The organism is Streptococcus sp. 4886 (genome assembly GCF_013276485.1).
In the GTDB taxonomy this organism is placed as follows: domain Bacteria; phylum Bacillota; class Bacilli; order Lactobacillales; family Streptococcaceae; genus Streptococcus.
In genome coordinates, this window is record NZ_VMLD01000011.1 from 1 (window position 1) to 19,222 (window position 19,222).

The window sequence follows — 19,222 nt, forward strand, 5'->3', positions numbered from 1 at the left end:
TATCTGCAACCTCAAAGCAGTGTTTTGAGCTGACTTCGTCAGTTTTATCTGCAACCTCAAAGCAGTGCTTTGAGCAGCCTGCGGCTAGTTTCCTAGTTTGCTCTTTGATTTTCATTGAGTATAAATAAAATTGTTGTATTATCTTTTTATAATGTTATAATACACAAAAATAGGCAACTTGTCAATAGAAAAGAAGCAATTTAGTTAAAAATATTCTGGTTTTTAAAAATTGCAAGTCAATAAGGAATTTTCAGATAATTATTGAAAAAGAGACGTTTTTATGTTATAATGATAGCGATTAAATTCGAGGTGAAAAATGGCACATTTATTAGAAAAAACAAGAAAGATTACATCAATTTTGAAGCGCTCAGAGGAGCAGTTGCAGGATGAACTTCCTTACAACGCTATTACGCGTCAGTTAGCGGATATTATTCATTGCAATGCCTGCATTATCAATAGTAAGGGACGTCTGCTTGGCTATTTTATGCGTTATAAAACCAATACAGATCGCGTAGAGCAATTCTTCCAAACTAAGATTTTCCCAGATGACTACGTTCAAGGGGCTAATATGATTTATGAAACAGAAGAAAACTTGCCTGTTGAGCATGATATGAGTATTTTCCCTGTTGAGAGTAGAGATGATTTTCCAGATGGTTTGACAACTATTGCACCGATTCATGTATCAGGGATTCGCCTTGGTTCTTTGATTATTTGGCGCAATGATAAAAAATTCGAAGACGAGGATTTGATCCTTGTTGAGATTGCCAGTACCGTGGTTGGGATTCAACTCCTTAACTTCCAGCGTGAAGAAGATGAGAAAAATATTCGCCGCCGTACTGCTGTTACCATGGCGGTTAATACCCTTTCTTACTCCGAACTCCGTGCTGTTTCAGCAATTTTAGGGGAATTAAATGGAAATGAAGGGCAGTTGACTGCGTCTGTGATTGCAGACCGTATTGGAATAACCCGCTCTGTGATTGTCAATGCCCTTCGTAAACTTGAGTCTGCGGGAATTATTGAAAGTCGCTCGCTTGGAATGAAGGGAACCTATCTTAAGGTCTTGATTTCAGATATTTTTGAAGAAGTGAAGAAAAGAGATTACTAATGACTAAGGCTTTGATTTCGATTGATTATACAGAAGATTTTGTTGCTGATAGTGGAAAATTGACAGCAGGTGCTCCAGCCCAGGCTATTTCGAATGCCATTAGCAAGGTGACTCGATTAGCTTTTGAACGAGGGGATTACATCTTCTTTACCATCGATGCTCATGAAGAAAACGATTGTTTCCATCCAGAAAGCAAGCTGTTTCCTCCTCATAATTTGATTGGGACTAGTGGACGGAATTTATACGGAGATTTGGGAACCTTTTATCAAGAGCATGATTCAGACAGTCGTGTCTTTTGGATGGATAAACGTCATTACTCAGCTTTTTCAGGGACTGACCTAGACATTCGTTTGAGAGAGCGTAGAGTGTCTACCGTTATCTTAACAGGTGTCTTGACGGATATTTGTGTCCTGCATACAGCTATAGATGCCTATAATCTAGGATATGACATCGAGATTGTTAAAACAGCTGTTGCTTCCATCTGGCCTGAAAATCATCAATTTGCCCTAGGTCATTTCAAAAATACACTTGGAGCTAAGTTGGTAGATGAAAATCTAAATGAACTTTCTGAGTAATTTGGTTGATGAAATGAAAAATTTTGAAAAAAAGTGTTGACAAGTATCCCAAAAGTTGATATACTAGTAAAGTAATCGACGCGGGGATGGCGGAATTGGCAGACGCGCAGGACTAAGGATCCTGTGACCGCTTTAGGTCGTGAGGGTTCAAGTCCCTCTCTCCGCATAGGATAAGAGTTAGCTTAGGCTAGCTCTTTTGTATTTCTCTAAAAAATTAGAATCCAGTCAAATGTAGTGGAGAATCAGCGAAAATATGGGAAAGCTGATTCTTGTTTCTGCTTTTGTATAGAAGAATAATAAAGATTATCTTCTTCAAATTCTCCGATATTCTCTAAAGTTTTGTGCAAGTTGCACAGAACTTTTTTGTTTTTTTGGTCACCTTGCCATAGAAATGTAAAGCGTTTTCATCTATAATATAATTATCAAAAGACAAAAGGAGTTCACCTCATGGTAGAATTAAATCTTAAAAATATTTACAAAAAATATCCAAACAGCGAACACTATTCAGTTGAAGATTTCAACTTGAACATCAAAGATAAAGAATTTATCGTTTTCGTAGGTCCTTCAGGATGTGGTAAATCAACTACACTCCGTATGATTGCTGGTCTTGAAGACATCACAGAAGGTACTGCATCTATCGATGGCGTGGTTGTCAACGACGTAGCTCCAAAAGACCGTGACATCGCCATGGTATTCCAAAACTACGCTCTTTACCCACACATGACTGTTTATGACAACATGGCTTTCGGTTTGAAATTGCGTAAATACAGCAAAGAAGACATCGACAAACGTGTGCAAGAAGCAGCTGAAATTCTTGGATTGAAAGAATTTTTGGAACGTAAACCAGCTGACCTTTCAGGTGGTCAACGTCAACGTGTTGCCATGGGTCGTGCCATCGTCCGTGATGCAAAAGTATTCTTGATGGACGAACCTTTGTCAAACTTGGATGCTAAACTTCGTGTATCAATGCGTGCTGAGATTGCGAAAATCCACCGTCGTATCGGAGCTACTACTATCTACGTAACTCACGACCAAACAGAAGCGATGACACTTGCAGACCGTATCGTTATCATGTCAGCAACTAAGAACCCTGCTGGTACAGGTACTATCGGACGTGTTGAACAAATCGGTACTCCTCAAGAAGTTTACAAAAACCCAGTTAATAAATTCGTAGCAGGATTCATCGGAAGCCCAGCTATGAACTTCATCAATGTGAAATTGGTTGGAAGTGAAATTATTTCTGATGGTTTCCGTTTGAAAGTTCCAGAAGGTGCTTTGAAAGTTCTTCGTGAAAAAGGCTACGAAGGTAAAGAATTGATCTTCGGTATTCGTCCAGAAGACGTGAATGCAGAACCTGCTTTCCTTGAAACATTCCCAGACTGTGTTGTAAAAGCGACTATCTCTGTATCAGAACTGCTTGGTTCAGAATCTCACCTTTACTGCCAAGTTGGTAAAGATGAATTTGTTGCAAAAGTTGATGCTCGTGACTACTTGCAAACAGGTGCAACAGTTGAACTTGGATTTGACTTGAACAAAGCACACTTCTTTGATGTAGAAACTGAAAAAACAGTCTACTAAAATAAATAAAATTCAAAGCACTACAAGAAAAGATATCTCTTTATCAATTGTAGTGGAGAGATATCAGTTAATCTAAGGAGAGAAACAAAATGCTTCTCTCCTTTTTGCTAGGGAAGTCATATTATGCATCTATCTTGTGATACCCTTTGAATAAAAATGGTCATCTTATTTGCCTTATAGGGTGACTAGCAGATGAAATATTGTTTTCTCTTTCTTCTTTACTAGAAAGTATGGTATAATAGAGAGTAAAAAACTTTGAAAGAAAGAAAAAGATGAATTTAAAAGATTACATTGCAACAATTGAAAATTATCCAAAGGAAGGGATTACCTTCCGTGATATCAGTCCTTTGATGGCTGATGGAAATGCATATAGCTACGCTGTTCGTGAAATTGTTCAGTATGCTACTGACAAGAAAATAGACATGATTGTAGGGCCTGAGGCTCGTGGATTTATCGTGGGCTGTCCAGTTGCCTTTGAGTTGGGAATTGGTTTTGCCCCTGTTCGTAAGCCAGGTAAATTACCACGTGAAGTCATTTCTGCTGACTATGAAAAAGAGTACGGTGTTGATACCTTGACTATGCATGCGGATGCCATCAAGCCAGGTCAACGTGTTCTTATTGTAGATGACCTCTTGGCAACAGGTGGAACTGTTAAGGCAACCATCGAGATGATTGAAAAACTTGGTGGTGTTGTAGCAGGTTGTGCCTTCCTTGTTGAATTGGATGAATTGAACGGCCGTGAAAAAATCGGTGACTACGATTACAAAGTTTTGATGCATTATTAATGAAAAACAGTCCCTAGGGCTGTTTTCTCTACATTAGGATATAAAAATAGACTATAGCTAGTTAGAGAAAAACTATAATTGAAAACTATATCTTCTTGCAGTATAATAAAAGGACTAAGTGTTTGAGATTTGGCTTCAAACATATGCAATGATTCCTGAAAGAATACAGTTAGGAGAGGGTTATGCCGATTCGAATTGATAAAAAATTGCCAGCTGTTGAGATTTTACGGACAGAGAACATCTTTGTCATGGATGATCAACGTGCTGCTCACCAAGATATTCGTCCTTTGAAGATTTTAATTTTAAATCTCATGCCACAGAAAATGGTCACAGAAACCCAGTTGTTACGCCACTTGGCTAATACCCCCCTACAACTGGATATTGATTTTCTCTATATGGAGAGCCACCGTTCTAAGACAACTCGTTCAGAGCACATGGAGACCTTTTATAAAACTTTTCCTGAAGTCAAGGATGAGTATTTTGATGGGATGATTATCACGGGTGCTCCAGTTGAACATTTACCATTTGAGGAAGTGGACTATTGGGAGGAATTTAGCCAGGTGCTTGAGTGGTCCAAGACTCATGTCTATTCGACGCTTCATATCTGTTGGGGGGCTCAGGCTGGGCTCTACCTACGCTATGGGGTAGAAAAATACCAGATGGACAGTAAGTTATCAGGTATTTATCCTCAGGATGCTTTAAAAGAAGGGCACCTTCTTTTTAGAGGCTTTGACGATAGCTATGTATCCCCTCATTCACGGCACACGGAGATTTCTAAGGAAGAAGTCTTAAACAAAACCAATCTCGAGATTTTATCAGAAGGGCCACAGGTTGGGGTTTCGATTTTGGCTAGTCGTGATTTACGAGAAATTTATAGTTTTGGGCATTTGGAATATGATCGTGATACCTTGGCAAATGAATATTTCCGAGATCGTGATGCAGGTTTGGATCCTCATATTCCAGAAAATTACTTTAAGGATGATGATGTCAACCAGACACCTTGTCTTTGTTGGTCTTCATCAGCAGCCCTCTTTTTCAGTAACTGGGTGAATTATGCGGTCTATCAGGAGACGCCTTTTGACTGGAGAAAGATAGAAGATGATGCATCCGCATTTGGGTATTTATAAGAGGAATTATGACATATTTAGACGCTTTTAAATCAGGGAACTTGGTTTTACCGAGTGCCCTGCTCTTGCATTTTAAGGAACTCTTTCCTTCTAGCGACGATTTTCTGGTCTGGCAATTTTTCTATTTGCAAAATACGACAGGCTTGGAAGAAATGTCGCCAAGCCAGATTGCTGACAGGATTGGCAAGGAAATTTCGGATGTCAACCAGTCCATTTCTAATCTGACGGAGAGGGGACTTCTCCAGTATCGTACTATCGAATTAAATGGTGAAATCGAATTGCTTTTTGATGCTAGTTTGGCTTTGGAACGCTTGGACGACTTGCTTGGAGTCGCTGATTCAAGTTCAGACCAGTTGACACCTCAGAATCAGCTCAAGGATTTGGTGGAAACCTTCCAGCAGGAATTGGGACGCTTGTTGACACCTTTTGAGATTGAAGATTTGACCAAGACACTAAAGGAAGATGGAACCAGTGCTGACTTGATTAAGGAGGCTCTTCGTGAAGCTGTTTTAAATGGAAAAGCAAACTGGAAGTACATTCAGGCGATTTTGAGAAACTGGCGCCATGAAGGTATCAAAAGTGTGGCTCAAATTGAGGCTAAGCGGGCAGAAAGAGAAGCCAGCAATCCTCAGTTGACACAGGTATCTGTGGATTTTAGAAATGCCATGGATCTCTGGAAGGATTAATCGTTGGAAGCAGGCTTGAAATCCGAGTAAGATTTGCAAGCTGTGTCTAATTGTGATAAAATAAGTAGAAAATAAATTGAAAAAAGAGGTATGTGAAATGTCACGTAAACCATTTATCGCTGGTAACTGGAAAATGAACAAAAATCCAGAAGAAGCTAAAGCATTCGTTGAAGCTGTTGCATCAAAACTTCCTTCATCAGATCTTGTTGAAGCAGGTATCGCAGCTCCTGCAGTTGATTTGACAACTGTTCTTGCTGCTGCAAAAGGTTCAAACCTTAAAGTTGCTGCTCAAAACTGCTACTTTGAAAATGCAGGTGCCTTCACTGGTGAAACTAGCCCACAAGTTTTGAAAGAAATCGGTACTGACTACGTTGTTATCGGTCACTCAGAACGCCGTGACTACTTCCATGAAACTGACGAAGATATCAACAAAAAAGCAAAAGCAATCTTTGCAAACGGTATGCTTCCAATCATCTGTTGTGGTGAGTCACTTGAAACTTACGAAGCTGGTAAAGCTGCTGAATTCGTAGGTGCTCAAGTATCTGCTGCATTGGCTGGATTGACTGCTGAACAAGTTGCTGCATCAGTTATCGCTTATGAGCCAATCTGGGCTATCGGTACTGGTAAATCAGCTTCACAAGACGATGCACAAAAAATGTGTAAAGTTGTTCGTGACGTTGTAGCTGCTGACTTCGGTCAAGAAGTTGCGGACAAAGTTCGTGTTCAATACGGTGGTTCTGTTAAACCTGAGAACGTTGCTTCATACATGGCTTGTCCAGACGTTGACGGTGCCCTTGTAGGTGGTGCGTCACTTGAAGCTGAAAGCTTCTTGGCTTTGCTTGACTTTGTAAAATAATCAGTAAGTAGCAAAAGCTAGGTGGAACAGCATTCAGGTGCCTGTTCCATTTTTTATAGGAGAGGAAAGATTGAAAACAAAATTTGTATGTATAGGGCTAGCAAGTCTTTGCTTACTTGGCGCAAGAGTTTCAGGAATTGCGGCAGATGAAACAAGTGGAAGCACAGTTTCAGAAAAATCTAGTCTATCAACAGGAACTTCATCAACTAGTAGCAATGAACAGAGAAACAGTGTCTCTGCCCACTGGGATGGGGATTATTATGTAAAGGCTGATGGTTCTAAAGCTCAAAGTGAATGGATTTTTGACAACTACTATAAGGCTTGGTTTTATATTAATTCAGATGGTCGTTACGCGCAGAATGAATGGCATGGAAATTACTACCTGAAATCAGGTGGATATATGGCCCAAAACGAGTGGCTTTATGATAATAATTACAAGAGTTGGTTTTATCTCAAGTCAGATGGGGCTTATGCTCATCAAGAATGGCAATTGATTGGAAATAAGTGGTACTACTTCAAGAAGTGGGGTTACATGGCTAAAAGCCAATGGCAAGGAAGTTATTTCTTGAATGGTCAAGGAGCTATGATGCAAAATGAATGGCTCTATGATCCAGCCTATTCTGCTTATTTTTATCTCAAATCAGATGGAACTTATGCTAACCAAGAGTGGCAAAAAGTGGGCGGCAAATGGTACTATTTCAAGAAGTGGGGCTATATGGCTCGGAATGAGTGGCAAGGCAACTACTATTTGACTGGAAGTGGTGCCATGGCGACTGACGAAGTGATTATGGATGGTGCTCGCTATATCTTTGCGGCCTCTGGTGAGCTCAAAGAAAAGAAAGATTTGAATGTTGGCTGGGTTCACAGAGATGGTAAACGCTATTTCTTTAATAATAGAGAAGAACAAGTAGGAACCGAACATGCTAAGAAAGTTATTGATATTAGTGAGCACAATGGTCGTATCAATGATTGGAAAAAGGTTATTGATGAAAATGAAGTAGATGGTGTCATTGTTCGTCTAGGTTATAGCGGTAAAGAAGACAAGGAATTGGCGCATAACATTAAGGAGTTAAACCGTCTGGGAATTCCTTATGGCGTCTATCTCTATACCTATGCTGAAAATGAGACCGATGCTGAGAATGACGCTGAACAGACCATTGAACTTCTGAAGAAATACAATATGAACTTGTCTTACCCTATCTACTATGATGTTGAGAACTGGGAGTATGTGAATAAAAGTAAGCGTGCTCCGAGTGATACAAGTACTTGGGTTAAGATCATCAACAAGTACATGGAGACGATGAAGCAGGCGGGTTATCAAAATGTGTATGTCTATAGCTATCGTAGTTTATTACAGACACGTTTAAAACACCCAGATATTTTAAAACATGTAAACTGGGTAGCGGCCTATACCAATGCTTTAGAATGGGAAAACCCTCATTATTCAGGAGAAAAAGGTTGGCAATATACCTCTTCTGAATACATGAAAGGAATCCAAGGGCGCGTGGATGTCAGTGTTTGGTATTAAGCTCTGATTAGAAAGAGGGATGTGATAGTAGCACCCTCTTTTTCTTTGTTTTATGGCAGTTCATCCTCGAGTAAATTCAAGATCTCGCTAGGAAATAAATCTTATATGGTAGATTGAATATAGACCAGGACATTGCGGTTGCTAAAACATTTTTAGAAATTCATTTGTCTTTCCTAATCGACTTGGCTCCCTCTTATTTCAATCTATTATAGTCTTGGGGAATTTCTTCAAACCACGTCAGCGTGGTCAGTTCTACCTGCGACCTCAAAACTTGTACTTTGGTTAAGCTGGGTTTAGTTTCCTAGTTTGCTGATGGATTTCCATTGACTATAAGCATCCAGACCTCTTTTTCGTCTTCTAAAGAATTCTTAAATTATCAGTCTATTGCAACTTTTCTCATGTGGGTCATTTGGCTTGCTATTGTCTTTCCTTAGTAGTATACTAAGGTAGTAATCATTAAGAAGTGGTTACAAAAAATAATGAACGAGGTAAAATAAAATGGTAGAATTGAAAAAAGAAGCAGCAAAAGATGTCGCAACATTAACAAAAGCAGCGCCAGTAGCATTGGCAAAAACAAAGGAAGTTTTGAATCAAGCTGTTGCAGATTTGTATGTAGCGCATATTGCTCTTCATCAAGTGCACTGGTACATGCGTGGACGCGGTTTTATGGTATGGCATCCAAAAATGGATGAGTACATGGATGCTCTTGATGGTCATTTAGATGAAATCAGCGAACGCTTGATCACACTTGGTGGAAGCCCATTCTCTACTTTGACAGAGTTCCTTCAAAACAGTGAAATCGAAGAAGAAGCTGGTGAATACCGTAATGTTGAAGAAAGCTTGGAACGTGTTCTAGATATTTATCGCTACCTCATCACTCTTTTCCAAAAAGCGTTGGATGTGACTGACGAAGAAGGCGATGATGTTACAAACGATATTTTTGTTGGTGCTAAGGCTGAACTTGAGAAAACAGTTTGGATGCTTGCCGCAGAACTTGGACAAGCACCTGGTTTGTAAGAAACAAGGAAACATAGATAAATCTGTAGGAAATTTCTTACAGATTTTTTCTATTTTGTAAGCTATTCCAAACCAGTCTTTTTTTGAGTTTTTTGATAAAATAGTACTATCAGTGAAAAGGATGGAAGCATGACTAAGAAAATCGTAGCTATTTGGGCCCAGGATGAAGAGGGTGTGATTGGTAAGGACAATCGTCTGCCTTGGCATTTGCCAGCAGAACTGCAACACTTCAAAGAAACAACTCTGAATCATGCTATCTTGATGGGACGGGTGACCTTTGATGGAATGGGGCGTCGCTTGCTTCCAAAACGGGAGACCTTGATTTTGACACGTAACCCGGAAGAAACGATAGATGGTGTTACTGTCTTTCATGATGTCCAGTCTGTCTTGGACTGGTATCAGGCTCAAGACAAGAATCTCTATATTATCGGTGGGAAGCAGATTTTTCAGGCTTTTGAACCCTACCTTGATGAAGTGATTGTCACTCAAATTCATGCTCGGGTGGAGGGGGATACCTATTTTCCTGAGGAGTTTGACCTGTCCCTTTTTGAGACAGTTTCAAGCAAATCCTATACCAAAGATGAGAAAAATTCTTATGATTTTACCATCCAATACCGCAAGAGAAAGGAAGTCTAATGGAACGGAGTTTATTTGGTTTATTCACGGCTTTTCTGTGTTTCATCTGCCTTCTGGCAGGAGCACAGGCTTTTCGTAAAAAGCGTTACGGGCTTTCTATCCTCCTTTGGTTAAATGCCTTTACCAATCTGGTCAATAGTATTCATGCTTTTTACATGACCTTATTTTAGATAGAATGACAGTATAGAATGGAAGGAAATCATGTCTACAAATAGAAAAAATGATATGATGGTTTATTGCTCATTTTGTGGCAAAAACCAAGAAGAAGTACAAAAAATAATCGCTGGGAACAATGCTTTTATTTGTAATGAATGCGTGGAGCTAGCTCAGGAAATCATTCGAGAAGAATTGGTTGAGGAAGTCTTGGCAGACTTGTCTGAGGTGCCAAAACCAATTGAACTCCTCCATATCTTGAACCACTATGTAATTGGTCAAGATCGTGCCAAGCGTGCCTTGGCAGTGGCAGTTTACAACCACTACAAACGCATCAATTTCCACGATACGCGAGAAGAGTCAGAAGACGTAGATTTGCAGAAATCAAACATCTTGATGATTGGTCCAACTGGTTCAGGGAAAACTTTCCTTGCCCAGACCTTGGCTAAGAGCTTGAATGTGCCTTTTGCTATTGCGGATGCGACAGCTCTGACGGAGGCTGGTTATGTGGGTGAGGACGTGGAAAATATCCTCCTTAAACTCTTGCAGGCTGCTGACTTTAACATTGAGCGCGCAGAGCGTGGGATTATCTATGTGGATGAAATTGACAAGATTGCCAAGAAGAGCGAGAACGTGTCTATCACACGGGATGTTTCTGGTGAAGGGGTGCAACAAGCCCTTCTCAAGATTATCGAAGGAACAGTTGCTAGCGTACCACCTCAAGGTGGACGCAAACATCCGCAACAAGAAATGATTCAAGTAGATACCAAGAATATCCTCTTCATTGTTGGTGGTGCCTTTGATGGTATTGAAGAAATTGTTAAACAACGTCTTGGAGAAAAAGTCATCGGATTTGGTCAAAATAATAAAGCGATTGATGAAAATAGCTCTTACATGCAAGAAATCATCGCAGAAGATATTCAAAAATTCGGGATTATTCCAGAATTGATTGGGCGCTTGCCTGTTTTTGCGGCTCTTGAGCAATTGACAGTGGATGACTTGGTTCGCATCTTGAAAGAGCCAAGAAATGCCTTGGTCAAACAATATCAAACCTTGCTTTCTTATGATGATGTCGAGTTGGAATTTGACGATGAGGCCCTTCAAGAGATTGCCAACAAGGCCATCGAACGGAAGACTGGGGCGCGTGGTCTTCGTTCGATTATTGAAGAAACCATGTTGGACGTTATGTTTGAAGTACCGAGTCAGGAAAATGTGAAATTGGTTCGCATCACAAAAGAAGCTGTCGATGGAACGGATAAACCAATCCTAGAAACAGCCTAGAGGTGACTATGGAACTGAATAGACATAATGCTGAAATCTTGCTCAGTGCGGCGAATAAATCCCACTACCCACAGGATGAACTGCCAGAGATTGCCCTAGCAGGGCGTTCCAATGTTGGTAAGTCTAGCTTTATCAACACTATGTTGAATCGTAAGAATCTGGCTCGTACGTCAGGGAAACCTGGGAAAACCCAGCTGCTCAACTTCTTTAACATTGACGACAAGATGCGCTTTGTGGATGTTCCTGGCTATGGTTATGCCCGTGTTTCCAAAAAGGAACGTGAAAAGTGGGGGCGCATGATTGAAGAGTATCTAACGACTCGGGAAAATCTCCGTGCGGTAGTCAGTTTAGTTGACCTTCGTCATGACCCGTCAGCAGATGATGTGCAGATGTACGAATTTCTCAAGTATTACGAGATTCCGGTTATCATCGTTGCGACCAAGGCGGACAAGATTCCTCGTGGTAAATGGAACAAGCACGAATCAGCAATCAAAAAGAAATTAAACTTTGACCCAAGTGACGATTTCATCCTCTTTTCATCTGTCAGCAAGGCAGGGATGGATGAGGCTTGGGATGCAATCTTAGAAAAATTGTGAGGAAAAGAAAATGGCAAAAACAATTCATACAGATAAAGCTCCAAAGGCTATCGGACCCTATGTTCAAGGAAAAATCGTTGGGAACCTTTTGTTTGCTAGTGGTCAAGTTCCTCTCTCTCCTGAAACTGGGGAAATCGTTGGAGAAACGATTCAAGAACAGACAGAGCAAGTCTTAAAAAACATCGGTGCTATTTTGGCAGAAGCAGGAACAGACTTTGACCATGTTGTCAAAACAACTTGCTTCTTGAGCGATATGAACGACTTCGTTCCTTTTAACGAGGTTTACCAAACGGCCTTTAAAGAGGAATTTCCAGCTCGTTCAGCTGTGGAGGTAGCTCGTCTTCCTCGTGATGTAAAAGTCGAAATTGAAGTCATCGCAGAGATTGGATAAGCTAGTTGAAGTTTGGTGCTGCCAAGCTTCTTTTGATATAAGGAGAAAAAGATGACAAAGAAACAACTTCACTTGGTGATTGTGACAGGGATGAGTGGTGCGGGCAAAACTGTAGCCATTCAGTCTTTCGAGGATTTAGGTTATTTTACTATTGATAATATGCCGCCAGCCCTCTTGCCTAAGTTTTTGCAGTTGGTGGAAACTAAGGAAGACGATCCTAAGTTGGCCTTGGTAGTGGATATGCGTAGCCGTTCTTTCTTCTCGGAGATTCAAGCTGTTTTGGATGAGTTGGAAAACAAGGAAGAACTGGACTTTAAAATTCTCTTTTTGGATGCAGCTGATAAGGAATTGGTTGCTCGTTACAAGGAAACCAGAAGGAGTCACCCATTAGCTGCAGATGGACGGATTTTGGATGGAATCAAGCTGGAACGTGAACTCTTGGCACCTTTGAAAAATATGAGCCAAAATGTGGTGGATACAACTGAACTCACTCCTCGTGAGCTACGTAAAACCATTGCAGAGCAGTTTTCAGATCAAGAACAAGCCCAGTCTTTCCGTATCGAAGTCATGTCTTTCGGCTTTAAATATGGAATCCCGATTGATGCAGATTTGGTCTTTGATGTCCGATTCTTGCCCAATCCCTACTACCTACCAGAACTGAGAAACCAAACGGGTGTGGATGAACCTGTTTATGACTATGTCATGAATCATCCTGAGTCAGAAGATTTTTATCAGCATTTATTGGCCTTGATTGAGCCGATTTTGCCAAGTTACCAAAAGGAAGGGAAGTCCGTTTTGACCATTGCCATGGGCTGTACGGGCGGACAACACCGTAGTGTGGCCTTTGCTAAACGCTTGGCGCAGGACTTATCCAAGAATTGGCCTGTTAATGAAGGGCATCGCGACAAAGACCGAAGAAAGGAAACGGTAAACCGTTCATGAGAAAACCAAAGATAACGGTGATTGGTGGAGGGACTGGGATCCCTGTCATTCTTAAAAGTCTGCGTGAAAAAGATGTGGAAATCGCTGCTATCGTAACGGTGGCGGATGATGGTGGTTCATCAGGTGAACTCCGAAAAAATATGCAGCAGTTGACACCGCCAGGTGATCTTCGCAATGTCCTTGTGGCCATGTCGGATATGCCTAAGTTTTATGAAAAGGTCTTTCAATACCGCTTTTCTGAGGATGCTGGAGCCTTTGCTGGCCATCCATTGGGAAATCTCATTATCGCTGGCCTGTCAGAAATGCAGGGTTCGACCTATAATGCCATGCAGTTGCTGAGTAAATTTTTCCATACGACTGGGAAGATTTATCCTTCCAGTGACCATCCTTTGACCCTGCATGCAGTCTTTCAGGATGGGACAGAAGTGGCTGGAGAGAGTCATATTGCAGACCATCCAGGCATGATTGACCATGTCTATGTGACCAATACCCTCAACGATGATACGCCTCTGGCTAGCCGTCGAGTAGTGCAGACCATTCTTGAAAGTGACATGATTGTTCTCGGCCCTGGTTCTCTCTTTACCTCTATTTTGCCCAATATCGTGATTAAGGAAATCGGGCAGGCGCTTTTGGAAACTAAGGCAGAAATCGCCTATGTCTGCAATATCATGACCCAACGTGGGGAGACAGAACATTTTACAGATAGTGACCACGTGGAGGTCCTGCATCGTCACCTTGGTCGACCTTTTATCGATACTGTCTTGGTGAATATCGAAAAAGTGCCTCAGGAATACATGAATTCCAACCGTTTTGATGAATACTTGGTGCAGGTGGAACATGATTTTGCTGGTCTTTGTCAGCAAGTTCCGCGTGTGATTTCATCCAACTTCCTTCGTCTGGAAAATGGGGGTGCCTTCCACGATGGAGATTTGATTGTGGACGAATTGATGCGGATTATACAGGTGAGAAAATGAGTTTCACAGTAGCAGTAAAAGAAGAAATTCTGGGTCAACACCATCTGAGCCGGCATGAATTATCTGCCATTATCAAGATGTCTGGTAGTATCGGTCTCTCGACTTCGGGCTTGACCTTGTCCGTCGTGACAGAAAATGCCAAACTGGCTCGTCACCTCTATGAGTCCTTTCTCCATTTCTATGAAATCAAATCGGAAATCCGTCACCACCAAAGAAGCAATCTCCGCAAGAATCGGGTCTATACCGTTTTTACAGATGAAAAGGTGCAGGATTTGTTAAGTGATTTGCACTTGGCAGACTCCTTCTTTGGTCTGGAAACAGGTATTGATGAGGCGATTTTATCGGATGAGGAAGCAGGTCGTTCCTATCTCTGTGGCGCTTTCTTGGCAAATGGAAGCATTCGTGACCCTGAATCAGGTAAGTACCAGTTGGAAATCAGTTCTGTTTATCTGGACCACGCGCAAGGGCTTGCCTCCCTTCTCCAGCAGTTTTTACTGGATGCCAAGGTGCTTGAGCGCAAGAAGGGAGTTGTGACCTATCTCCAGCGTGCCGAAGATATTATGGACTTCTTGATAGTCATCGGAGCTATGAAGGCGCGTGATGATTTTGAGAGAGTAAAGATTTTGCGAGAAACCCGTAATGACCTCAATCGGGCTAATAATGCTGAAACAGCTAATATCGCTCGGACAGTTTCTGCCAGCATGAAGACTATCAACAATATCAGCAAAATCAAAGATATTATGGGCTTAGAAAATCTGCCAGTGGATTTGCAGGAAGTAGCGCAGTTGCGGATTCAGCACCCAGACTACTCTATCCAGCAGTTAGCAGATAGCCTCAGCAATCCCCTTACAAAAAGTGGTGTCAATCACAGACTCAGAAAGATAAATAAATTAGCTGATGAACTATAAAACCAGGCTCTTGTTTTGCGAGGTTCTTTTTTGAAATAAAAAGAGGTTGGGCAAAAAGCAATGTCATTAAGTTAAGAAATTTGGCTCTTTAAAATCAAAAACGCATAATATCCGGTGTTGACTTGAACCGTAATACTATGCGTTTTATTGTGAGAAAATTTATTTCATTTTCTCCTGAAATTGAGTTTTTACCCAGTCTCTAATGAGTTATTTCCAAGTGACCAGTTCGCTCCAAACGCTAACATTCGATATAGTAGAGGTTTCACCAGCTGGAACCCATTTGTTGGTGCCTAAGTATCTAACTTCTAGTTTACGAACGTTTACTGTGTAAGATGCTTTTAGTCTAATATAACCATAAGTGTAGGGTGGTACGTTATGGGAGACTGAGTGATTTAAACTAAGTCCAGCTCCAGACTCCGGAGCAGAAAAGCTAACACCTGCACCTACAGTCAGAGTAGCTCCAGCTTTTCCACCATAGGCAGTTGAACTTACAGGACCTGATGTGGTGCTTTTCTTGTAAGAGTGAGAGTATTTAGTTCTATAGTCTGCAACACCAGTTGCATTAGAACGAGTCTGATACGTAGATTTAGACTCTAAATAGGCGTCTCTAAGTTCAGTCGTATAAAATGACAATAACTCTCCTGTGTTGATATCTTTTACAATACGATTAGATACAATTTCATAATTTGTACCAGGATAGACATCAGCAAAAACCGTAGATGTTGTGACTAAGAATAATAGACTTGATAGTAGAGAGAAAAACAATAGTTTCAGTTTAATCATAACAAATTTCCTTTCTTCATGAGTAAAAGATTATTTTTTCAATCCTTTGAAAGTTATAATGCAACCCGAAATAATACTGAGAGTTCCTACAGGTCTCCAATATAGTTGCCAAAAGAATAAATTTATTCTTTCTTTCAGTGTCGCATAGGGTTCGGCATAATAGGGGTTGATGTGAAATAATAAAAAACCAAAACATAAAACTATGATTCCAGTTAAGAATAAAATGTCCTTATTTACTTTCCTCATAAAACCTCCTTTTATTTTATTTAAAGCGCTTTCTATTATTAGTATACGTCAAAAAAAGAAAAAAACAAGTCTATTTATTTATTTATTTTTTTATATGGTATAATAGAATAGTTGGAGAGTTTTTATATAGCTTTAAAAGGCTGATATGAATACTTTGTATAATCTAATGATTCTTCAAAAAATTTCTTATTCAAACAAGAGCAAAGAGAAGGTGGGCTGCATATCAGAAGTTAGATGTATTTCTGTCTAACTTTTGAGGTGTAGTTCATTTTAAAACCACGAATCCTATGTGACTCGTGGTTCTTTTTTATAAACTAGTAGAGTGTTTTGGTTGTACTTTTTGCTCAGGGTCGATGTAGTTGATAGCATTATTGACAGCAGTTGGAGCTTCTCCGAGACCTGTCGCAATCAAGTCAATTTTTCCGTCATAGTAGCAGCAGTCACCGATAGCATAGATACCTGCTTGGCTAGATTCTTGTTTGCTGTTGACGATAATCTTGTGGCGGTTGAGGTCGAGCCCCCAGCTTTTGAGGTTACCGACAGAAGATTTGAAACCATAGTTGATAAAAAGGTGGTCTAGGTCAATCGTTTCGGTTTCATCAGATTTAACTTTTGTGATTTCAAGTTTATCAAGCGTTTTTCCATCTCCAAGGAGTTGGCTAGGGACGAATGGTGTCTTGATGGTTACAGATGATTCTTGCAAGGCTTGGACACTGTGTTCCAAGGCGCGGAAATTATCTCTGCGGTGGACAAGGGTAGTTGGCGCAATTTTTTCAAAAGCCAAAGCCCAATCCACAGCCGAGTCTCCTCCACCAAGAATCGTCACTTTCTTACCAGCGTATTGCTGGATGTTAGAAACGTGGTAGTGGATATTTTCATAGCCCTCAACGCCTTCTAGTTCCAAAGGACGTGGCTTGAAGGCACCGCCACCCATAGCAATGATAACAGTTTTAGATAGGTGACTTCCTTTAGAAGTGGTAATGGCAAAGCCTTCTTCTTGTTTTTCAATTTCAAGAACTGTTTCATTGAGATGAATAGGGGTATCAAAGCTGTTTAGCTGTTCAATCAAGCGGTTAGTCAATTCTTCTCCAGTCAGGTTTGGAAAGCCTGGGATGTCTAGGATTTCCTTTTCAGGGTAGAGAATAGCAGGTTGTCCACCTAGCTGGGGAAGAGAGTCGATGATTTGAACCTTGGCTTGGCGTAGGTGGGCGTAAAAGGCCGCAAAAAGACCGACAGGACCACCACCTACAATGGTAATATCATAGAGTTGAGACATGGTTTCTCCTTTGTTTTTTCTAGTCAGTTTATTGTATCATATTTTTGCTCAATGTAAAATGGACTAGGATAGGGAAAAAAATGCCAGAAAATGGTATAATAGGACGAAAGTGTTTTGATAGGGAGGATATCAGGGATGAATTTTCAACAATTATCCAATCTGCAATATTGGACCAGTTTGTTTGCAAGTCCATGGACGATAGCTATCAATCTGATTGATATTTTGATTGTTGCTTATATTTTATACCATTTTACAAAAGCTATTGCAGGAACCAAGATTATGATTTTGGTACGTGGAGTTTTGGTGTTTATTTTAGCTCAAATCCTTGCAAATATGATTGGCTTGACTACGATTTCTTGGTTAATCAATCAAATTATCACTTATGGGGTTATTGCGGCGGTTGTTATCTTCTCTCCAGAGATTCGGACTGGTTTGGAACGTTTGGGAAGAGCGACAGATTTCTTTTCCAATGCCCCTATTAGTGCTGAGGAACAGATGATTCGTGCCTTTGTTAAGTCTGTTGAATACATGAGTCCTCGTAAAATCGGGGCCTTGGTTGCTATTCAGCGTGTACGTACCTTGCAGGAGTATATTTCGACAGGAATTCCCTTAGATGCTAAGATTTCTGCAGAACTTCTCATTAACATTTTTATTCCCAACACTCCCCTACATGATGGTGCGGTGATTATCAGAGAAGAACGTATCGCTGTGACGTCTGCCTATCTGCCCTTGACAGAAAGTACAGGAATTTCCAAGGAATTTGGGACCAGACACCGGGCGGCTATCGGTTTATCAGAAGTCTCAGATGCCTTGACTTTTGTCGTATCAGAGGAAACGGGAGGAATTTCGATAACCTATAATGGAAGCTTTAAGCACAACCTAACACTTGATGAATTTGAAACAGAATTACGTGAAATCTTACTTCCAAAAGAGGAAGCAGGTCTTAGTTTTAAAGAACGATTGCTGGGAGGATGGAAACATGAGAAAAAATAGTTTATATATTATATCCTCACTCTTTTTTGCTTGTGTCTTATTTGTCTATGCTACGGCGACGAATTTTCAAAACAGTACCAGTGCTAGGCAGGTAAAAACGGAAACCTATACGAATACAGTAACAAATGTCCCTATTGACATACGCTATAATAGTGATGAGTATTTTATTAGTGGTTTTGCTTCAGAAGTATCAGTGGTCTTGACTGGTGCAAATCGCCTATCGCTAGCTAGTGAAATGCAAGAAAGCACACGTAAATTCAAGGTTACTGCTGACCTAACAGATGCCAGTGTTGGAACGATTGAAGTTCCTTTGAGCATTGAAGATTTACCCAATGGGCTGACCGCTGTGGCGACTCCGCAAAAAATTACAGTCAAGATTGGTAAGAAGGCTCAGAAGAATAAGGTAAAGGTTGTACCAGAGATTGACCCTAGTCAAATTGATAGTCGGGTACAGATTGAAAATGTCACGCTGTCAGATGAAGAAGTGTCGATTACGAGTGACCAAGAGACATTGGATAGAATTGATAAGATTATCGCTGTCTTGCCAACCAGCGAACGCATAACAGGTAATTACAGTGGTTCAGTACCTTTGCAGGCAATCGACCGCAATGGTGTTGTCTTACCGGCAGTTATCACTCCCTTTGATACAATAATGAAGGTGACTACAAAACCAGTAGCACCAAGTTCAAGCACATCAAATTCAAGCGCAAGCAGTTCGTCGGAGACATCGTCGTCAACGAAAGCAACTAGTTCAAAAACGAATTAAAAATAGAAAAAGGATTTTGT

General features: G+C 40.7%; 21 protein-coding genes and 1 tRNA gene. 20 read left to right on the forward strand and 2 right to left on the reverse strand.

Translation table 11 applies throughout. The features are described from left to right. Positions 1–316: 316 nt before the first annotated feature. The 18 genes from codY (at position 317) to whiA (ending at position 15,138) form a co-directional block, all read left to right on the forward strand. The gene (gene codY / locus HT679_RS05815) at positions 317–1,105 is read left to right on the forward strand and encodes a GTP-sensing pleiotropic transcriptional regulator CodY (protein WP_173213478.1); all 789 of its coding nucleotides are present in this window, start codon (positions 317–319) and stop codon (positions 1,103–1,105) included. Further along, on the forward strand, positions 1,105–1,680 hold the full coding sequence (locus HT679_RS05820) for a cysteine hydrolase family protein (protein ID WP_173213479.1): 576 nt from the start codon (positions 1,105–1,107) through the stop codon (positions 1,678–1,680). The genes codY and HT679_RS05820 overlap by 1 nt, the downstream gene beginning before the upstream one ends. Positions 1,681–1,760: 80 nt before the next feature. Continuing rightward, a tRNA-Leu gene (locus HT679_RS05825) sits at positions 1,761–1,846 on the forward strand. 281 nt (positions 1,847–2,127) lie between these two features. Then, positions 2,128–3,258 carry a sn-glycerol-3-phosphate ABC transporter ATP-binding protein UgpC gene (ugpC, locus tag HT679_RS05830; RefSeq protein WP_000229957.1) on the forward strand — a complete coding sequence of 377 codons (1,131 nt, stop codon included), beginning with the start codon at positions 2,128–2,130 and terminating at the stop codon, positions 3,256–3,258. Between the two features lie 272 nt (positions 3,259–3,530). Then, positions 3,531–4,043 carry an adenine phosphoribosyltransferase gene (locus tag HT679_RS05835; RefSeq protein ID WP_001049318.1) on the forward strand — a complete coding sequence of 171 codons (513 nt, stop codon included), beginning with the start codon at positions 3,531–3,533 and terminating at the stop codon, positions 4,041–4,043. Positions 4,044–4,225: 182 nt separating this feature from the next. Beyond that, the gene (gene metA / locus HT679_RS05840) at positions 4,226–5,170 is read left to right on the forward strand and encodes a homoserine O-succinyltransferase (protein ID WP_173213481.1); all 945 of its coding nucleotides are present in this window, start codon (positions 4,226–4,228) and stop codon (positions 5,168–5,170) included. 8 nt (positions 5,171–5,178) lie between these two features. Then, complete coding sequence (locus HT679_RS05845) at positions 5,179–5,856, forward strand: DnaD domain-containing protein (RefSeq protein ID WP_173213483.1); 678 nt, start codon at positions 5,179–5,181, stop codon at positions 5,854–5,856. A 97-nt stretch (positions 5,857–5,953) separates the two neighbouring features. Further along, the gene (gene tpiA / locus HT679_RS05850; protein ID WP_005589685.1) at positions 5,954–6,712 is read left to right on the forward strand and encodes a triose-phosphate isomerase; all 759 of its coding nucleotides are present in this window, start codon (positions 5,954–5,956) and stop codon (positions 6,710–6,712) included. 37 nt (positions 6,713–6,749) lie between these two features. Beyond that, positions 6,750–8,240, forward strand: coding sequence for a choline binding-anchored murein hydrolase LytC (gene lytC, locus HT679_RS05855; RefSeq protein ID WP_173213485.1), 1,491 nt, complete (start codon positions 6,750–6,752; stop codon positions 8,238–8,240). Positions 8,241–8,738: 498 nt separating this feature from the next. Continuing rightward, positions 8,739–9,257 (forward strand): Dps family protein, encoded by a 519-nt coding sequence (locus HT679_RS05860; protein WP_050107673.1) that lies wholly within the window; start codon positions 8,739–8,741, stop codon positions 9,255–9,257. Between the two features lie 129 nt (positions 9,258–9,386). After that, entirely contained in the window at positions 9,387–9,893 is a 507-nt protein-coding gene (locus tag HT679_RS05865) for a dihydrofolate reductase (protein ID WP_173213487.1), read from the forward strand. Then, a complete protein-coding gene (locus HT679_RS05870) occupies positions 9,893–10,063 on the forward strand; it encodes a hypothetical protein (protein ID WP_000442276.1) in 171 nt (56 codons plus the stop codon). Before HT679_RS05865 ends, HT679_RS05870 begins: the two co-directional genes overlap by 1 nt. 31 nt (positions 10,064–10,094) lie before the next feature. Continuing rightward, positions 10,095–11,327, forward strand: a complete 1,233-nt coding sequence (clpX, locus tag HT679_RS05875) for an ATP-dependent Clp protease ATP-binding subunit ClpX (RefSeq protein WP_000106341.1) — start codon at positions 10,095–10,097, stop codon at positions 11,325–11,327. An 8-nt stretch (positions 11,328–11,335) separates the two neighbouring features. Next, on the forward strand, positions 11,336–11,923 hold the full coding sequence (gene yihA / locus HT679_RS05880; protein ID WP_000422580.1) for a ribosome biogenesis GTP-binding protein YihA/YsxC: 588 nt from the start codon (positions 11,336–11,338) through the stop codon (positions 11,921–11,923). A 10-nt stretch (positions 11,924–11,933) separates the two neighbouring features. Then, positions 11,934–12,314, forward strand: coding sequence for a RidA family protein (locus HT679_RS05885; RefSeq protein WP_001140420.1), 381 nt, complete (start codon positions 11,934–11,936; stop codon positions 12,312–12,314). A 51-nt stretch (positions 12,315–12,365) separates the two neighbouring features. Next, the gene (gene rapZ, locus HT679_RS05890) at positions 12,366–13,256 is read left to right on the forward strand and encodes an RNase adapter RapZ (RefSeq protein ID WP_000163062.1); all 891 of its coding nucleotides are present in this window, start codon (positions 12,366–12,368) and stop codon (positions 13,254–13,256) included. Continuing rightward, on the forward strand, positions 13,253–14,230 hold the full coding sequence (locus tag HT679_RS05895) for a YvcK family protein (RefSeq protein WP_050280515.1): 978 nt from the start codon (positions 13,253–13,255) through the stop codon (positions 14,228–14,230). The genes rapZ and HT679_RS05895 overlap by 4 nt, the downstream gene beginning before the upstream one ends. Then, positions 14,227–15,138 (forward strand): DNA-binding protein WhiA, encoded by a 912-nt coding sequence (gene whiA / locus HT679_RS05900; protein ID WP_173213490.1) that lies wholly within the window; start codon positions 14,227–14,229, stop codon positions 15,136–15,138. The genes HT679_RS05895 and whiA overlap by 4 nt, the downstream gene beginning before the upstream one ends. Positions 15,139–15,345: 207 nt before the next feature. Here the strand turns inward: whiA and HT679_RS05905 are convergent, their stop codons facing one another. Both HT679_RS05905 and HT679_RS05910 read right to left on the reverse strand, forming a co-directional pair. Then, positions 15,346–15,921 (reverse strand): hypothetical protein, encoded by a 576-nt coding sequence (locus tag HT679_RS05905; RefSeq protein WP_000593540.1) that lies wholly within the window; start codon positions 15,919–15,921, stop codon positions 15,346–15,348. Between the two features lie 553 nt (positions 15,922–16,474). Further along, positions 16,475–17,443, reverse strand: a complete 969-nt coding sequence (locus HT679_RS05910) for an NAD(P)/FAD-dependent oxidoreductase (protein WP_173213492.1) — start codon at positions 17,441–17,443, stop codon at positions 16,475–16,477. Between the two features lie 135 nt (positions 17,444–17,578). On the opposite strand from HT679_RS05910, the gene cdaA reads away from it, so the two are divergent. Beyond that, the gene (gene cdaA / locus HT679_RS05915; protein ID WP_050089436.1) at positions 17,579–18,436 is read left to right on the forward strand and encodes a diadenylate cyclase CdaA; all 858 of its coding nucleotides are present in this window, start codon (positions 17,579–17,581) and stop codon (positions 18,434–18,436) included. Then, entirely contained in the window at positions 18,423–19,202 is a 780-nt protein-coding gene (locus tag HT679_RS05920; RefSeq protein WP_173213494.1) for a CdaR family protein, read from the forward strand. The genes cdaA and HT679_RS05920 overlap by 14 nt, the downstream gene beginning before the upstream one ends. Positions 19,203–19,222: the final 20 nt, after the last annotated feature.

Coding starts and splice junctions, on each gene's coding strand:
- codY (WP_173213478.1), top strand. CDS start 317: ATGGCACATTTATTAGAAAAAACAAGAAAGATTACATCAATTTTGAAG.
- HT679_RS05820 (WP_173213479.1), top strand. CDS start 1,105: ATGACTAAGGCTTTGATTTCGATTGATTATACAGAAGATTTTGTTGCT.
- ugpC (WP_000229957.1), top strand. CDS start 2,128: ATGGTAGAATTAAATCTTAAAAATATTTACAAAAAATATCCAAACAGC.
- HT679_RS05835 (WP_001049318.1), top strand. CDS start 3,531: ATGAATTTAAAAGATTACATTGCAACAATTGAAAATTATCCAAAGGAA.
- metA (WP_173213481.1), top strand. CDS start 4,226: ATGCCGATTCGAATTGATAAAAAATTGCCAGCTGTTGAGATTTTACGG.
- HT679_RS05845 (WP_173213483.1), top strand. CDS start 5,179: ATGACATATTTAGACGCTTTTAAATCAGGGAACTTGGTTTTACCGAGT.
- tpiA (WP_005589685.1), top strand. CDS start 5,954: ATGTCACGTAAACCATTTATCGCTGGTAACTGGAAAATGAACAAAAAT.
- HT679_RS05860 (WP_050107673.1), top strand. CDS start 8,739: ATGGTAGAATTGAAAAAAGAAGCAGCAAAAGATGTCGCAACATTAACA.
- HT679_RS05865 (WP_173213487.1), top strand. CDS start 9,387: ATGACTAAGAAAATCGTAGCTATTTGGGCCCAGGATGAAGAGGGTGTG.
- HT679_RS05870 (WP_000442276.1), top strand. CDS start 9,893: ATGGAACGGAGTTTATTTGGTTTATTCACGGCTTTTCTGTGTTTCATC.
- clpX (WP_000106341.1), top strand. CDS start 10,095: ATGTCTACAAATAGAAAAAATGATATGATGGTTTATTGCTCATTTTGT.
- yihA (WP_000422580.1), top strand. CDS start 11,336: ATGGAACTGAATAGACATAATGCTGAAATCTTGCTCAGTGCGGCGAAT.
- HT679_RS05885 (WP_001140420.1), top strand. CDS start 11,934: ATGGCAAAAACAATTCATACAGATAAAGCTCCAAAGGCTATCGGACCC.
- rapZ (WP_000163062.1), top strand. CDS start 12,366: ATGACAAAGAAACAACTTCACTTGGTGATTGTGACAGGGATGAGTGGT.
- HT679_RS05895 (WP_050280515.1), top strand. CDS start 13,253: ATGAGAAAACCAAAGATAACGGTGATTGGTGGAGGGACTGGGATCCCT.
- whiA (WP_173213490.1), top strand. CDS start 14,227: ATGAGTTTCACAGTAGCAGTAAAAGAAGAAATTCTGGGTCAACACCAT.
- HT679_RS05905 (WP_000593540.1), bottom strand. CDS start 15,921: ATGATTAAACTGAAACTATTGTTTTTCTCTCTACTATCAAGTCTATTA.
- HT679_RS05910 (WP_173213492.1), bottom strand. CDS start 17,443: ATGTCTCAACTCTATGATATTACCATTGTAGGTGGTGGTCCTGTCGGT.
- cdaA (WP_050089436.1), top strand. CDS start 17,579: ATGAATTTTCAACAATTATCCAATCTGCAATATTGGACCAGTTTGTTT.
- HT679_RS05920 (WP_173213494.1), top strand. CDS start 18,423: ATGAGAAAAAATAGTTTATATATTATATCCTCACTCTTTTTTGCTTGT.